This window comes from Gordonia jinghuaiqii, assembly GCF_014041935.1.
GTDB lineage: Bacteria > Actinomycetota > Actinomycetes > Mycobacteriales > Mycobacteriaceae > Gordonia > Gordonia jinghuaiqii.
Window position 1 is genome coordinate 2,188,812 of the sequence record NZ_CP059491.1, and the last position, 16,000, is coordinate 2,204,811.

Consider the following 16,000-nt stretch of genomic DNA (forward strand, 5'->3'; position numbering starts at 1 on the left):
GGGTCCCCGGATAGAGTGGTGGGCGACGAATCACGTGGCGGCTCCATCCCGTCTGGGAGGAACCTCCCTCGGCTTGTGGGAGGTTCGGCCGAGCCGCCAGCGCAAGCCAACCACGAGATGCAGTGAGGTGCCCGTATGGCCGAAAAGTTCATATACACGATGAAGAAGGTGCGCAAGGCGCACGGCGACAAGGTCATCCTCGACGACGTCACCATGTCCTTCTACCCGGGCGCCAAGATCGGCGTCGTGGGTCCCAACGGCGCAGGTAAGTCATCGATTCTGAAGATCATGGCGGGCCTGGACCAACCCTCGAACGGCGAAGCCTTCCTCGAACCGGGCGCCACCGTCGGCATCCTGCTGCAGGAGCCCCCTCTCAACGAGGAGAAGACGGTCAAGGAGAACGTCGAAGAGGGCATGGGCGACATCAAGGTCAAGCTCGACCGCTTCAACGAGATCGCCGAGCTGCTCGCCACCGACTACTCCGACGAGCTGATGGAGGAGATGGGCAAGCTCCAGGAAGACCTGGACAACAACGACGCCTGGGACCTCGATTCGCAGCTCGAGCAGGCCATGGATGCCCTGCGCTGCCCGCCCGCGGACTCCCCGGTCACCCACCTCTCCGGTGGTGAGCGCCGTCGCGTGGCACTGTGCAAGCTGTTGCTGCAGAAGCCCGACCTGCTGCTCCTCGACGAGCCCACCAACCACCTCGACGCCGAGAGCGTGCTGTGGCTCGAGCAGTTCCTCGCGAGCTACCCCGGTGCCGTGCTGGCCGTGACCCACGACCGGTACTTCCTCGACCACGTCGCGCAGTGGATCTGTGAGGTCGACCGCGGCAAACTGCACCCCTACGAGGGCAACTACTCCACCTACCTGGAGAAGAAGGCCGAGCGACTCGAGGTCCAGGGCAAGAAGGACCAGAAACTGCAGCGCCGCCTCAAGGAGGAGCTCGCGTGGGTGCGCTCGGGCTCCAAGGCCCGTCAGACCAAGAACAAGGCACGTCTCTCGCGTTACGACGAGATGGTCGCCGAGGCCGAGAAGACACGCAAGCTCGACTTCGAGGAGATCCAGATCCCGACGCCGCCCCGTCTGGGTGACGTGGTGGTCGAGGTCAGCCACCTCGACAAGGGATTCGATGGCCGCGTCCTGATCAAGGACCTGTCGTTCACCCTTCCCCGCAACGGCATCGTCGGCGTCATCGGCCCCAACGGCGTCGGAAAGACCACGCTGTTCAAGACCATCGTCGGACTGGAAGAGCCCGATTCCGGCACCGTGAAGGTCGGCGAGACGGTCAAGCTGAGCTACGTCGACCAGAACCGCGCCAACATCGACCCCAAGAAGAACGTCTGGGAAGTGGTCTCCGACGGGCTCGACTTCATCGAGGTCGGCCAGAACGAGATGCCCTCGCGCGCCTACGTCAGCGCCTTCGGTTTCAAGGGTCCCGACCAGCAGAAGCGGGCCGAGGTCCTCTCCGGCGGTGAGCGCAATCGCCTGAACCTCGCGCTGACCCTGAAAGAGGGCGGCAACCTGATCCTGCTCGACGAGCCGACCAACGACCTCGACGTCGAAACACTGGGTTCGCTGGAGAACGCGCTGGAGAAGTTCCCCGGATGCGCCGTGGTCATCAGCCACGACCGGTGGTTCCTCGACCGCACGTGTACCCACATCCTGGCGTGGGAGGGCAACGTCGAAGAGGGCCAGTGGTTCTGGTTCGAAGGCAACTTCGAGGCGTATGAGGCCAACAAGGTCGAGCGCCTCGGCGCCGACGCGGCTCGCCCGCATCGTGTGACCCACCGCAAACTGACTCGCGATTAACACCGGCCCCGTCCGGCACGGGTGACTAGCATCGGCAGGTGTGACGTCACTCGTGCCGGACGCGGTGAACCACTACTTCAGATCGCGGGCCGACGGGTCGGCAGCAGACTCGGCGGCCGAGCAGGTTCTCAGACATCTCGACGTCGCGCGGGTCCGCAACCCGGGCCAGGCTCTCGTCGAGGTGACCGTGGACGAGGGCGGACAGATCGAGATCGTCGTCGTCAACGACGACATGCCCATGCTCGTCGAGGCGGTCCTCGCGACAGTCGAGGCACACGATCTGTCCATCGGCCGGATGGATCACCCGGTGATGCCGGTCCAGCGGGACGCCGACGGCATCCTGGTGGCCATCGACGATGTCGCCGAGGCGGTCTGGGAATCATGGATCTTCGTCGACGGGCTAGCCGGCCACCCCGGTATCGACGCCGGGACGCTGCGCGCCGACCTGTACGAGGTCGTCTCCCGCGTCGCCGACGTCGACCATGATGCGTCGGCGATGCGCTCACGGATGTCGGCCTGCGCCGCCGAGCTGTCCGTCGCTCCGCTGGGGGAGTCCACCGGTATCCGCGACACCGACCGCTACGAGTACGCCAAGCTGCTCGAGTGGTTCGCCGGCACCCACTTCCATCCGCTCGGATACGCCCGGGTCGGCTCCGACGGACGCGCCGACACCGTCGAACGTCTGGGCGTGTGGCGCACGGACTCCATCAACCGCGACTTCCCGTCGGTGACCGCTCCGCCGCTGTTGCCACGCGCCAGCCGCGTCTTCGTGTCGACCGGCATCCAGCGTTCGAACTTCCCGGTGTTGCTCCAGGTCCCGGCTTTCGACCGGCACGGGAACCACGACGGCGAACACCGCTTCCTCGGCACGCTCACCTCCGCAGGCGTCCACCAGGCCGTGCTCGACGTCCCGGTGCTACGGACCAAGGTGCACGACGTCCTCGCCCACGCGGGCGTCGACGAGGACTCCTTCGCCGGGCAGTCGATGATCGAGCTGTTGCAGAACTACCCTCTCGTGGAGATGTTCTCCTCGACAGAGGACGAGCTCGAACGTCGTGTCACCGAGATGCTCGACGCGGTGGCGACCCGTTCATTGCGGCTGTTCGTCCGCACCAACTACGACGGCCGCACCGCGGTCGCGCTGATCTATCTGCCCCGCGACCGGTACAACACGCAGAGCAGGCTGGCACTCGAGAAGGCGCTGCTCGACGAATTGACCGGCACCTCACTGGAATACACCGCCCGGGTCAGTGAGATGCCACTCGCGCTGCTGCAGGTCCTCGTCTGCATCGATCCCGCCACCGCGGCCGAACTGGGCTCGGTGGACACCGGCTCGCCCGCCCACGCGCGCATGCAGGCGGCCCTGACCGCCGCGATCCGCGGCTGGGACGAACGCGTCCGCGAGCTCGCCACGTCCGAGCAGGTGCCCGCGTTCGACGGGGGTCCGGAAGTCCTGTTGCGCCAGTTGTCGTCGTTGTCCGAGGACTACAAGGAACAGCGCGAACCCGCCGACGCCCTCGAGGACCTCTCCCATGTGGTGGGGTTGGCGCCGGGGGGCATCGCGGTCACGCTCAAGGCCGCAGGCGCTGTCGCGTCGGGCGACGGTGCTCCCGGCTCCGGGTGGATCTTCACGCTGTATCTGTGCGGTGCGTCGGCGACCCTCACCGATGTGCTGCCGGTGTTGCACAGTCTCGGACTCGACGTCCTCGAGGAGCATCCGTACCAGATCCACCGCGTCGACGAAACGGTGTGCTGGGCATACGAATTCAGTGTTCAGCTCACCGCCGGGATGTCGGTGGACCAGGACCACGTCGGCAGTCTCGAAGAACGGTTCACCGAGGCGTTCCGCCAGATCTGGCTCGACGCCGCCGAAGTCGACGTCTACAACGAACTCGTCATCCGGTGCGGCCTGGACTGGCGGTCGGCGGCCATGTTGCGGGCCTACGGGCAATACCTGCGGCAGTGTGGATTCTCCTACAGCACCGCCCATGTCGCCAACGTGCTGGGGCAGCACCCCACCATCACGCGCGGACTGGTGGATCTGTTCGTCGCCTCCTTCGACCCGGACACCGCCGATGCGCAACGCCGGGACCGGGTGCGCGGGCAGCTACGCGAGGCGATCGGCCTGGTCCTGAGTCTCGACGCCGATCGCATCGTGTCGGCGTTCGCCTCGGTGATGAACGCGACGTCCCGCACGAACTTCTTCGTGACCTCCGACACCGGTGAACACCGCCCGGTCATCTCGTTGAAACTCGCGCCGCGCGACATCCCGCAGACCCCGAAACCGCGTCCGCTGCATGAGATCTTCGTGTATTCGCCCCGCGTCGAAGGCGTGCATCTACGGTTCGGGGCGGTGGCGCGCGGCGGACTGCGCTGGTCGGACCGACGTGAGGACTTCCGCACCGAGGTCCTCGGTCTGGTGAAGGCGCAGGCGGTGAAGAACGCGGTCATCGTGCCCCTCGGTGCGAAGGGCGGTTTTGTCGTGAAACGTCCGCCACGGCCGACCGGGGACGCGGCGAACGACCGCGAGGCGCACCGGGCCGAGGGTGTTGCGTGCTACCGGCAGTTCATCGCCGGACTGCTCGACGTCACCGACAACATCGACCGGGCCACCGGCGCGATCATCCCGGCCCGCGGGGTGGTCCGCCTCGACGCCGACGACACCTACCTCGTCGTCGCCGCAGACAAGGGAACCGCGTCGTTCTCCGACGTCGCCAACGACGTCTCGAAGTCGTACGGCTTCTGGCTCGGCGACGCGTTCGCCTCCGGCGGGTCGGCCGGCTACGACCACAAGGCCATGGGTATCACCGCCCGCGGGGCCTGGGAATCGGTCAAGAGGCACTTCCGTGAGATGGGCACCGACACCCAGTCCGAGGACTTCACGGTCGTCGGGATCGGTGACATGAGCGGCGACGTGTTCGGCAACGGCATGCTGCTCAGCGAGCACATCCGTCTGGTCGCCGCCTTCGATCACCGGCACATCTTCGTCGACCCCGACCCGCGGGCGCAGACGTCGTTCGGCGAGCGCAAGCGGCTCTTCGAGCTGCCGCGGTCCTCGTGGGCCGATTACGACACCGATCTCATCAGTGCCGGGGGCGGGGTGTGGGCACGTGACCGCAAGTCGATCCCGATCAGCCCGGAGATGGCTTCCGCTCTCGGCCTCGAGGGCGGCGTCGACGAGCTGTCCCCTCCGGAGTTGATCCGCGCGATCCTGCTCGCGCCGGTCGATCTGCTCTGGAACGGCGGAATCGGCACCTACGTCAAGGCGTCCGCGGAGTCGGATTCCAGCGTGGGGGACAAGTCCAACGACGCGATCCGCGTCAATGGAGATCAGGTGCGCGCCAAGGTGATCGGCGAAGGCGGGAACCTCGGGGTGACCGAGCGCGGGCGTATCGAGTTCGATCTCGCCGGTGGACGGATCAACACCGACGCGCTGGACAACTCCGCGGGAGTCGACTGTTCCGATCACGAGGTCAACATCAAGATCGTGCTGGACTCGGTGGTCTCGGCGGGAGGTCTGAGCGCCGCCGACCGCGACCCGCTGCTCGAGTCGATGACCGACGAGGTGGCCGAACTCGTTCTGGCCGACAACATCTCGCAGAACTCGGAGCTGGGATTCTGTCGCTCCTTCTCGCTGGCGCGTGTGGAGGTCCACGCGCGCATGCTCGATCATCTGGCGCACACGCGGGGCGTCGACCTGCGCCTGGAGGCGCTCCCGACCGCACGGGAACTCCGCAAACGGGTCGACGGGGAACTGCACCGTGGACTCACCTCGCCCGAGTTCGCGACGCTGATGGCCCACGTCAAGCTCGAGGCCAAGGCCGACCTGCTCGCCAGCGACCTGCCCGACAACGACGTCTTCGCCCCGCGTATCGCGCGGTACTTCCCGGAAGCGTTGCGCGACAGATACGCCGAGGCGATCAACGGCCACCGCCTGCGACGTCAGATCGTGGCGACCACACTGGTCAACGATGTCATCGACCACGCCGGGACGACCCATCTCTTCCGACTGAGCGAGGGGAGCAGTTGCAGCACCGAAGAGGGTATCCGTGCCTACGTGGTGTCCAACGAGATCTTCGGGATGAACGACATCTTCGAGCGCATCCGCCATGCACCGGCGCCCGTGGCGGCCATCGACGAGATGATGCTGTACACCCGGCGCCTGCTGTTCCGCGCCTCGAGATGGCTGCTCGCCTTCCGGCCGCAGCCGCTGGCGCTCGCCGCCGAGGTCACCCGGTACAGCGCACGCGTCGCGGCGCTGACCGACGTGATCGACGGATGGTACGGCGAGAGCTCGGCGCGCGACGTCGCCGATCGGGCCCGCTCGTTCGTCGACCAGGGCGTACCCGCCGACCTCGCGCAACACGTCGCGGTGAGCCTGCACCGGTTCTGCCTCCTCGACATCATCGACGCCGCCGAGATCGCCGACCGCAACCCCGAGGAGGTGGGCGAACTCTACTTCGCGGTGATGGAGCACTTCGGCCTGGAGGAACTGCTCACCGCCGTGTCCAACCTCGACTACGGCGATCGCTGGCACGCCCTCGCACGACTTGCACTACGCGACGACATGCATGGTGCCCTGCGCGCGCTCACCCTCAAGATCCTCGAGGTCAGCGAGCCGGAGGAGACCTCCGCGGAGAAGATCGCCGAGTGGGAATCGTCTCAGTCGAACCGGTTGAGCAGGGTCCGCAGCGTGCTCGCCGAGATCGAGGAGACCGGCACGCCCGACCTCGCGACCTTGTCGGTCGCGGCCCGACAGTTGCGCAGCGTCATCCGCTGACCCCGGCGCGTCGCCGGGGTGGTCCCCCAGGGGCGTCACCAGGGGTGCTCGTTCGCCCCCGCCGGGGCTCGCTGCCACCTAGCCTGGGCACATGACCCGCACGGCACCGCGAATCTGTCCGCTCTGCGAGGCGACCTGCGGGCTCACCCTCACCATCGACCGCGACCCCGCCGGCGGTGGGGAAGTCGTCACGGGTGCGCGCGGCGACGCCGACGACGTGTTCAGCCACGGCTACATCTGCCCCAAGGGCGCGAGTCTCGCCCAGCTCGACAACGATCCGGACCGGCTGGAGCACCCGCTCGTCCGCCGTGACGGTGAATTCGTGGAGGCCGGGTGGGATGAGGCACTGGCGCTCGTCGTCGACAAGCTGGGCGGGGTGATCGCCGAGCACGGCGGGGAGTCGGTGGGTTTCTACCTCGGCAACCCGTCGGCACACACCATCGCGGGGACCCTCTACGCCCCGATTCTGGCGCGCACCATCGGAACCCGCAACGTCTTCAGTGCGAGCACCCTCGACCAGATGCCCAAGCAGGCGGCGATGGGTCACCTCGTCGGGCATGCCGGTACGTTCGCGGTGCCCGATCTCGACCGCACCGACCACCTCGTCATCATCGGCGCCAATCCCGTTGTCTCCAACGGGAGTATGACCACGGCCGCCGACTTTCCCGGCAAGCTCGCGGAGTTGCGGCGCCGAGGCGGCAGACTCACCGTCATCGATCCCGCGCGCACCCGGACCGCCAGACTCGCCGACACCCACCTCGCCCCGCGCCCGGGGACCGATGCGGCGTTGCTGTGCGCGATCGTGCAGTGCCTCTTCGACGAGGACCTCATCGCCGGGGATCTCGGCGGCATCGGCCGCCACGTTCTCGGCCTCGACGAATTGCGCAGGGAGATCGAGGATCTCAGTCCAGAACGAGTGGCGTCGTACTGCGACGTACCCGCCGCCGAGATCAGGGCACTCGCGCGGGACATCGCGGGAGCGCCGAGCGCCGCTGTCTACGGTCGGATGGGTACCACCACAGTCGAATTCGGCACCCTGGGCAGCTGGCTGATCGATGTCGTGAACATCGTGACCGGTAACTTCGACCGTCCGGGCGGGGTGATGTTCCCGATGGCCCCGACCGCGCAGGCTCCTCGTCCGGCGCGCGCGGGTCGCGGTTTCCGGACCGGGCGGTGGCGCAGTCGCGTGTCCGGCCACCCGGAAGTGGCCGGGGAGCTGCCGGCCGTCGCGATGGCCGAGGAGTTCGAGACCCCCGGGCAGGGACGGTTGCGTGCACTCGTGACGGTGGCAGGCAACCCGGTGCTGTCCGCGCCGAACGGCGGCCGCCTGGCCCGCGCGCTCGACGCGGCGGACCTCGTGGTCTGCATCGACCCCTATCTGAACGAGACCACGCGCCACGCCGACATCATCCTGCCGCCGCCCCGTCCGTCGCAGAGCCCACACTTCGATGCGGTGCTCAACAACCTCGCGGTGCGCGCCACCGCACGTTATTCGCCGGCCGTGCTGCCGCTGCCGGAGGGGCGCCCCGACGAGATCGACATCGTCGCGCGGTTGATCCTCGGACTCTCCGGCGCGGGCGTCGACGCCGATCCCGGTCTCGTCGACGAACAGGTCATCGCGGCGGCGCTGGCGAAAGAGGTGACCGATCCGCATTCGCCGGTGGCCGGTCGCGACGCCGGGACGCTGCACGCGATGCTGCCCGACGCGCCGGGCCATCGGCGCCGCCTGGACATGATGCTGCGACTCGGGCCCTACGGAGATGCCTTCGGCGCCCGCGACGGTCTCACCTTCGAGAAGGTCCTGGCCGCGCCGCACGGCATCGATCTGGGACCCATGCAGCCCCGGCTACCCGGTGTGCTGCGCACGGAGTCGGGCAGGGTCGAGCTCGCCCCCGGCCCGCTCATCGGTGACCTGGCCCGCCTGCGGGCGGCCGTCGACGCCGAGCCGGGTCCGGCGCGGCTGCTTCTGGTCGGGCGCCGTCACCTGCGCTCCAACAACAGCTGGATGCACAACCTCCCGGCGCTGACCGGAGGAACCAACCGCTGCACGCTCCACCTCCACCCCGACGATGCCGACCGCCTCGGGATCGAGGACGTCGCGAAGGTCCGCGGCGCGGGCGGGTCGCTCACCGTGCCCGTCGAGATCACCACCGACATCCGACCCGGCGTCGCGTCGTTGCCGCACGGCTGGGGGCACGACCCCGACGGCACCCGGCTCCGCGTCGCCACCGCCGAACCCGGGGTCAACGTCAACGAACTCAACGACGGCACGATGCTCGACCCGCTGTCGGGGACCGTCGTCCTCAACGGTCTGCCGGTGGAGATATCGCCTGCCTGAGGGGTGCGTAGGGTTGGTCGCGGGACGCGCCGGACACCGAGTGCCGGGACGTCGCCACCGACGATCGACCACAAGGGGATGACGCACGTGCTGAACAAGGACGCCGGGACCACGACCGCCGACGGCTACATGGTGAAGGTACCGGTGCGCTGGTCGGACATGGATGTCTACGCGCACATCAACCACGCCCGGATGGTCACGTTGCTGGAAGAGGCACGCATCCCTTGGTTGTTCTACGACGGCCGGCCGACCGCGTCGCTCCGCGAGGGCTGCCTCGTCACGGACCTGCACGTGAAATATCAGGCACAGCTGCGTCATTCCGAGGGGCCGATCGAGGTCACCATGTACGTACAGCGCGTGCGCGCCGTCGACTTCACCGTCGGATACGAGGTGCGCGCGAGTGGTGCCGACCCGGCGTCGAAGCCTGCGGTCGTCGCGAGCACACAGCTCGTCGCCTTCGACGTCGACGCCCAGCGCATCGCGCGGCTCAGCCCGGAACAGAAGGAGTACCTCGCCGAGTTCCGCCGCCCGGCAGCCGATTCGGTGCCGAAGAGTCCCCGCTGATGGAGCGCTTCGTCGAGGTGGCCGCCTCGGACCGCAGCAACGCGCTCGCGTTCCTCGCGCACTCGTTGCGCCTCGACGACGCAGGCGTCGTCCGGGTGGTGGCGCGTCGTGACGGTTTGGTCGCACTGTGGTCGCACACCGGTTTCGAGGTCCTCGCGACCCGGTCGGTGACCGGGCGCGTGGCGCCCGCCGACCTGGTCTGCGACGCGGAGGCATTGCATTCGGCGTTGGGCTCGGCCGCACCCGGTGCGGCGATCGATCCGGGATTCTCGCTCGACAGTGCCTGGCGCGGAGCACTTCCCGCGGCCGCCGGCTTCCGGCACATCGACGATGTGCCTGCTCGCAGCGTGGTGTCCCTGTCCCGGGAGGGGGCACGGGTGGCCCGCGACGAGGGCAGTGCGCACGGCCCGCCGACGGGTCTGCTCGATCAGGACGTACTCGAGGTGTCCTCCGGCGACGGGGCGCTACGGGCGGCGGTCGCGATGCGCTCGCTGTTCGCGCTCACCGGAATGGGATTCATCCGCGACACCGACGGCCGCGCCGTCACCGAATCCTCCGACGTCGACGCCATCGCCGCCGACGAACCCGTACGAATCCGCATGTCGGCGGCGTGGATTCGCATCGACGCCCGGTACGGCTCGGTGTATCAGCGGCGTCACCGCGACCTCGCGGTCACCGTGCTCTGAACCGATTGCGGCCGCTCGGTGGGTCCTCAGACCAGCCAGGCCGCCGAGTCGGGGGCGAGCATGCCCTCGACCAGAGGTGAGCTGACCAGCAGCAGCTCGCCCGGCGGCAGCGGCACCGGCTCGTCGCCGGCGTTCAGCGCACACACCAGATGTCCCTCGGACCGGCGGAAGGCCAGGCACCCCTCGGGGGCTCCGTACCACTCGAGGTGGTCACCCGCGAATTCTCTACGGGTGTACCGCAATTCGATGGCAGCCCGATACAGCGACAGCATCGAGCCGACGTCCTCGAGCTGGGCCTCGACGGTGAGTGCCCGCCACGAGGCGGGGATCGGAAGCCACGTGTCCGGTGAGGTGCTGAAGCCGAAGGGTGGCTCGGTGCCCTCCCACGGAAGGGGTACCCGGCACCCGTCGCGACCACGCTCGGTGTGACCCGAACGTTCCCAGACCGGATCCTGCAGGGCATCGTCGGGAAGGTCGTCGACATTCGGCAGACCGAGTTCGGAGCCGTTGTAGAGGAATATGGTTCCGGGCAGCGCCATCTCGACGACGAGCATCGCGCGGGCCCGCCGGGTACCGCGCTCGAGATCGAGGACGCCGGTCTGCGGGTCGGTGACGGCGTAGCGGGTCACCTCGCGGGCGACGTCGTGATTCGACAGCGTCCACGTGGGAGTTCCCGAGACCGACAACACCGCGTCGAGAGAGTTCTCGATGGCCTCGCGGATCGCGCCGGATTCGAAGGGCGCCTTGGCGAGCCGGAAGTTGAAGCCGAGATGGAGCTCGTCGGGACGCAGGTACTCGGCGAAACGTTCGTTGTCGTCGACCCAGATCTCGCCGACGTTCGCGGCGCCGGGGTACTCGTCGATGACCTTGCGGATCTTGCGGTGGATCTCGTGCACCGCATAGTTGTTGAAGCGCGGGTCGTCGTCGGAGTTCTGCAGCAGCTTGGTGTCCGTGAGGTCCATGTCCGGCAGCTCCGCGGGCTTGGCCATGCCGTGCGCGACGTCGATGCGGAAGCCGTCGACACCGCGGTCGAGCCAGAACCGCAGGGTCTTCTCGAGGTCGGCGAAGACCTCGGGGTTCTCCCAGTTCAGGTCGGGCTGTTCCTTGGCGAAGATGTGCAGGTACCACTGGCCGGGTGTGCCGTCGGCCTCGGTGACGCGGGTCCACGCCGGACCGCCGAAGATGCTGTGCCAGTTGTTCGGCGGCTCGTCGCCGTCGTCGCCGCGGCCGTCGCGGAAGATGTAGCGCTCGCGTTCGGCGCTGCCGGGCGCGGCGGCCAGCGCCGCCCGGAACCACTCGTGCCGATCGCTGGTGTGGTTGGGCACGAGGTCCATGGTGACGCGGATGTCGCGCGCGTGGGCCTCGGCGACGAGATCGTCGAAGACGGCGAGATCGCCGAAGAGTGGGTCGACGTCGCGTGGATCGGCGACGTCATAACCGTGGTCTGCCATCGGTGAGGTCATGATCGGGCTGAGCCAGATGGCGTCGACGCCGAGTAGTTCGAGGTAGCCCAGCTTGTCGATGACTCCGGCGAGGTCACCCACGCCGTCACCGTCGAGGTCGGAGAACGACCGCGGGTAGATCTGGTAGAACACCGCCGACTGCCACCAGCTCGTGTCGGTCGGATCGAGTTGGGACACCACGGCCGCCGCCGGTTGCCGGTCCCCGGGCTCGGTGTCGGCCGCGGTCTCGGTCGTCGGCTCCAGCGACTCCTCGATGTCGTCGGCTTCGGCATCGGCGTCGGCTTCGATCGCGTCCTCGTCGAGGGGCTCGTCGGCGAGGACGCCGAGGGGCTCGTCCGAGACATCGTCGGTGCTCACCACATGGTCGGTACCCGCGCCACCCTGCGAACCCGGTGACGGTACTTCGTCGTGCGCGCCGTCGGGCTGACCCCGGTCAGATGGTTCGGCGGGGACAACATCGGGTGGTGTCTCATCGCTCACCGTGGTCATTGTGCCCTACCTGAGATTTCTTCGAGAAATCCAGGTCAGTCGGCGAGTCGGTGGTGAGTCCGCGGCGTGTCGCGCGGAAAGTGGCCTCAGAAGGGCGAGTTCACCATCGACTGGGCGGCCATCTCCATGTAATCGGTGAGCGCCTTGCGATGTGGGGCGTCGAGGGTCTCGTCGTCGATCGCGGCGATGGCGGTGTGCATGCAGCGGAGCCACGCGTCACGCTCGATCGGACCGACGCGGAACGGGTTGTGGCGCATCCGCAATCGCGGATGGCCGCGCTCCTCGGAGTAGGTGCGCGGGCCGCCCCAGTACTGCTCGAGGAACATGCGCAGCCGGCGCTCGGCCGGGCCGAGGTCTTCCTCGGGATACAGCGGACGCAGCACCTGGTCCTTGGCAACCTCGATGTAGAAGACCTCGGTCAGCCGCCGGAAGGTCTCGGCGCCACCGACCTCGTCGTAGAAGCTGCGCGCGGGGGTCGGTTCGGCCGCTGGGGCCGCAGGAGGGATGTTGCCGGGTTCGCCAGTCACCTTTGCCATTGTCCTCACCGCCGCGGCCGCTCTCAACGTGACCGTCCGCCAGCCGCCCGTGAGCTGCCCGGACACCGGCGAAACCACCTGCACGACGAGCTCGACCGTGGTGGACTTGTGCTCGTCGAGGTGACCCCAGGCGAGGTGAGGGAGGCGACGTGACGCACGGCTCACACAAGAAGAAGGCCGGGTTGACGATGGTGCGCGCCGCGCCCGCGGAGAGCGCCACCACGGGTGCGCGGGCGTGGACACGCCGGCGGGTCCTGCTGCTCAACGCCACCTACGAGCCACTCACCGCCGTCACCGTCCGGCGTGCCGTCGTCCTCGTCCTGGCCGAACGCGCCGATCTGGTCCACGCCGACGAGACAGGAGACGCGGTCCACTCGAGTGGTACCTCGGTGCCCGTCCCGACCGTGATCCGGCTGCGGACCTACGTCCGCGTGCCCTATCGCGCGGCGGTCCCGATGAACCGCGCCGCCCTTCTGCACCGCGACCGGTTTCGGTGCGGGTACTGCGGCACACGGGCGACGACGATCGACCACATCGTGCCGCGCAGCCGCGGCGGGACCCACGACTGGCAGAACTGTGTGGCGTGCTGTGCGTCGTGCAATCACCGCAAGGCCGACCGGCTGCTCAGCGAGTTGGGCTGGGCGCTCCGCACCGTCCCGGCCGAGCCGAGGGGCAGGCACTGGCGCCTGCTCGCGACGGTCAAGGACATCGACCCGGCCTGGGTTCGGTACATCGACGCGGGCGCGGCATGAGGTGTCCTCGCGCGCCGGGAATCGGTCACCGGAGGCTCGCGGATGCGTCTACGACGCGCTGTAGGGCCCGATGTACCGGTCGGTCGCTGGTGGGCTAGATTGATCAACGATGACCTGCGCCGACAACGGGCGGGTCCGGCGCGACCATCGAAAGGGTGACATGGACGTCGACAGCCTGATCGTCCCCATCGGAGTGCCAGTCACGATCGTGACGGTGCTCTTCGTGCTGCTCTGTGTTGTCGCGATGGTGTTCTCCTCCGGGGTCAAGTACCCGAAGGTCAAGGAGTACACCCTCGACCAGCAGTGGGAGCATGCACCGCTTCTCTTCAGTGCCACCGACATCGAACCGATGGCACTTCCGCGGCACGCGGAACCCGGCGATGTGGATGGGAGCTCGGCAAGTGGCAAGTGGTGAGGTTTCGCACGCGAATGTGAGTGCAGAGGTCGCGGCCCGGTCGGCCGCCGAACTGCCGCTCGGAGCAGTGATCACCAACAGCGGTCGCATCTCCGCGGCCCGCTACCCGGGTGACTCACCGACGACTCCGCCGTTCAGTCAGCGCGATCTGATCGCACTCGACGACACTCTGAAGGCCGCCAGCGAGAAGGCGCTCGTGCGCTTCTCGGTCTACATCGGTGACCTCGACGGCGACCCCGAGGCCGGCGCCCGCGCGATCCTCGCGAAGTCGCCCGAACCGGCGTACGGCACGCTCATCGCCGTCTCGCCGAACACTCGGGACGTGGTCGTGGTGTCCGGCAGCAAGGTGTCGAGCCGCGTCAACGATCGCGTCGCCGCTCTCGGCGTCACCGCCGCGGTCACCGGTTTCCGGCAGGGAAACCTGATCGACGGTCTGATCGCCGCGCTGCGCGTCATGGCGACCGCTGCCGCAGGCGGCTAGTCAGCACCGCTGCTGCAGGCGGCTGGTCAGCACCGCTGCTGCAGGCGGCTGGTCAGCACCGCTGCTGCAGGCGGCTGGTCGGTTCACACAGAAACACAGACAGACAAGACAGACAAACAAGGAGGCCGCCCCACCGATCCGGTGGGGCGGCCTCCTTGTCGTGACGGGGTCTCGGGTCAGTGCGTGAGCACCTTCTGGGTGCCGGCCTCGTGAGCGCCGGCGCCTGCGGACTCGAGCTCGTCGTCGACCATGTTGGTCTCGTCGAACGGCAGGCGACCGGAGAGAACCTCGTCGATCTGCTGCTTGTCCATGGTGCTGGTCCACGAGCCGACCAGCAGGGTGGCGACCGCGTTGCCGGAGAAGTTGGTGACCGCACGGGCCTCCGACATGAACCGGTCGATGCCGACGATGAGTCCGACGCCGTCGAGCAACTCGGGGCGATGCGCCTGGAGTCCGCCGGCCAGGGTGGCCAGTCCGGCGCCGCTCACGCCCGCCGCTCCCTTGGAGGCGATGATCATGAAGGCCAGCAGGCCGATCTGCTCACCGATGGACAGCGGGTCGCCCATCGCGTCGGCGATGAAGATCGAGGCCATGGTCAGGTAGATCGCGGTGCCGTCGAGGTTGAAGGAGTAGCCGGTCGGGACCACGACGCCGACGGTGGTCTTCTCCACACCGAGGTGCTCCATCTTCGCGATCAGGCGGGGCAGCGCCGACTCCGACGACGATGTCGCGAAGATCAGCAGGTACTCGCGGGCCAGGTAGCGGACGAGGCGGAAGATCGACACTCCGGCGATGGTCCGCAGCAGCACTCCGAGCACGCCGAAGACGAAGACCAGGCAGGTGATATAGAACGCCAGCATCAGGGTGAGCAGCTGCTGAACCGCCGCCCAGCCGGTCTGTCCGACGACGTTGGCGATGGCGCCGAACGCGCCGATGGGGGCAACCCACAGCACCATGGTCAGGACCTTGAAGACGAGCTTCTGGAAGTATGCGATGGCGGTCAGGATCGGTTCGCCCGTACGACCCATGCTCTGGATCGCGAAACCGACCAGCAGCGCGATGAACAGGGCCTGCAGGACGCTCCCGCCGGTCAGTGAGGACAGCATCGACTCCGGGATGATGCCCTGGATGAAGTCCATGGTGCCGCCGGATTCGTGGGCGTCGGCCGCCAGTTTCTCACCCTCACCCGAGACCGGATCGATGTTGAGTCCCTCGCCGGGCTGGATGAGGTTGCCGACGACCAGGCCGATGGCCAGCGCCACGGTCGACATGATCAGGAAGTAGGCGAAGGCCAGGCCGCCGACCTTGCCGACGGTCGCGGCCTTGCGGACCGAACCGATACCCAGCACGATCGTGCAGAAGATGACCGGTGCGATCATCATCTTGATCAGGCTGACGAACATCGTGCCCAGGACGCCGAGGTCCTTGCCGACCTCGGGTGCGACGAGACCCACGACGACGCCGGCGACGACCGCGATGATGACCGCGATGTAGAGCCAGTGCGTGCGATCCTTTTTGCGACCCTTGGGGTCCGCAGTCCCGTCCTCCGCAGTCCCGCCCTCCGCGGTCCCGGCGCCGGTGCTCCCCGCCGGGTCGGAGGGTTCTCCGCCCCGGCTGTCACCGGGCCCCTGTCGAACGTTCATCGGCCGATCCTCTCCTCGTACAACGGTCACCATCTGTTGGT

At 68.0% G+C, this 16,000-nt stretch carries 11 protein-coding genes; 8 read left to right on the plus strand and 3 right to left on the minus strand.

Annotated elements, in window-relative coordinates:
- Positions 1-135 precede the first annotated feature (135 nt).
- The 5 genes from ettA to H1R19_RS09730 all read left to right on the plus strand — a co-directional run bounded on the left by ettA (position 136) and on the right by H1R19_RS09730 (position 10,180).
- Positions 136-1,812: an energy-dependent translational throttle protein EttA gene (gene ettA / locus H1R19_RS09710; RefSeq protein ID WP_188328955.1), complete on the plus strand. Its 1,677-nt coding sequence runs from the start codon at positions 136-138 to the stop codon at positions 1,810-1,812.
- A 40-nt stretch (positions 1,813-1,852) separates the two neighbouring features.
- Positions 1,853-6,592 carry an NAD-glutamate dehydrogenase gene (locus tag H1R19_RS09715; RefSeq protein WP_219851299.1) on the plus strand — a complete coding sequence of 1,580 codons (4,740 nt, stop codon included), beginning with the start codon at positions 1,853-1,855 and terminating at the stop codon, positions 6,590-6,592.
- Positions 6,593-6,683: 91 nt separating this feature from the next.
- Entirely contained in the window at positions 6,684-8,930 is a 2,247-nt protein-coding gene (locus H1R19_RS09720) for a molybdopterin-dependent oxidoreductase (protein ID WP_219851300.1), read from the plus strand.
- Positions 8,931-9,008: 78 nt separating this feature from the next.
- Entirely contained in the window at positions 9,009-9,494 is a 486-nt protein-coding gene (locus H1R19_RS09725) for an acyl-CoA thioesterase (protein ID WP_219851301.1), read from the plus strand.
- A complete protein-coding gene (locus tag H1R19_RS09730; protein ID WP_188328959.1) occupies positions 9,494-10,180 on the plus strand; it encodes a DUF8185 domain-containing protein in 687 nt (228 codons plus the stop codon). The genes H1R19_RS09725 and H1R19_RS09730 overlap by 1 nt, the downstream gene beginning before the upstream one ends.
- Positions 10,181-10,206: 26 nt before the next feature.
- Here H1R19_RS09730 and H1R19_RS09735 read toward each other — a convergent pair whose 3' ends face one another.
- Entirely contained in the window at positions 10,207-12,132 is a 1,926-nt protein-coding gene (locus H1R19_RS09735) for a glycoside hydrolase family 13 protein (RefSeq protein ID WP_219851302.1), read from the minus strand.
- Positions 12,133-12,218: 86 nt separating this feature from the next.
- Positions 12,219-12,668 carry a globin gene (locus H1R19_RS09740; RefSeq protein ID WP_244970932.1) on the minus strand — a complete coding sequence of 150 codons (450 nt, stop codon included), beginning with the start codon at positions 12,666-12,668 and terminating at the stop codon, positions 12,219-12,221.
- A gap of 188 nt (positions 12,669-12,856) precedes the next feature.
- Between H1R19_RS09740 and H1R19_RS09745 the strand changes: the two genes are divergently transcribed.
- The 3 genes from H1R19_RS09745 to H1R19_RS09755 all read left to right on the plus strand — a co-directional run bounded on the left by H1R19_RS09745 (position 12,857) and on the right by H1R19_RS09755 (position 14,316).
- Positions 12,857-13,420, plus strand: coding sequence for an HNH endonuclease (locus H1R19_RS09745; RefSeq protein WP_219851576.1), 564 nt, complete (start codon positions 12,857-12,859; stop codon positions 13,418-13,420).
- A 160-nt stretch (positions 13,421-13,580) separates the two neighbouring features.
- A complete protein-coding gene (gene ctaJ / locus H1R19_RS09750) occupies positions 13,581-13,835 on the plus strand; it encodes an aa3-type cytochrome oxidase subunit CtaJ (RefSeq protein WP_188329302.1) in 255 nt (84 codons plus the stop codon).
- The gene (locus tag H1R19_RS09755) at positions 13,822-14,316 is read left to right on the plus strand and encodes a DUF5130 family protein (protein ID WP_219851303.1); all 495 of its coding nucleotides are present in this window, start codon (positions 13,822-13,824) and stop codon (positions 14,314-14,316) included. Before ctaJ ends, H1R19_RS09755 begins: the two co-directional genes overlap by 14 nt.
- A gap of 176 nt (positions 14,317-14,492) precedes the next feature.
- On the opposite strand, the gene H1R19_RS09760 is transcribed toward H1R19_RS09755, so the two are convergent.
- Positions 14,493-15,959, minus strand: coding sequence for a cation:dicarboxylate symporter family transporter (locus H1R19_RS09760; protein ID WP_219851304.1), 1,467 nt, complete (start codon positions 15,957-15,959; stop codon positions 14,493-14,495).
- Positions 15,960-16,000: the final 41 nt, after the last annotated feature.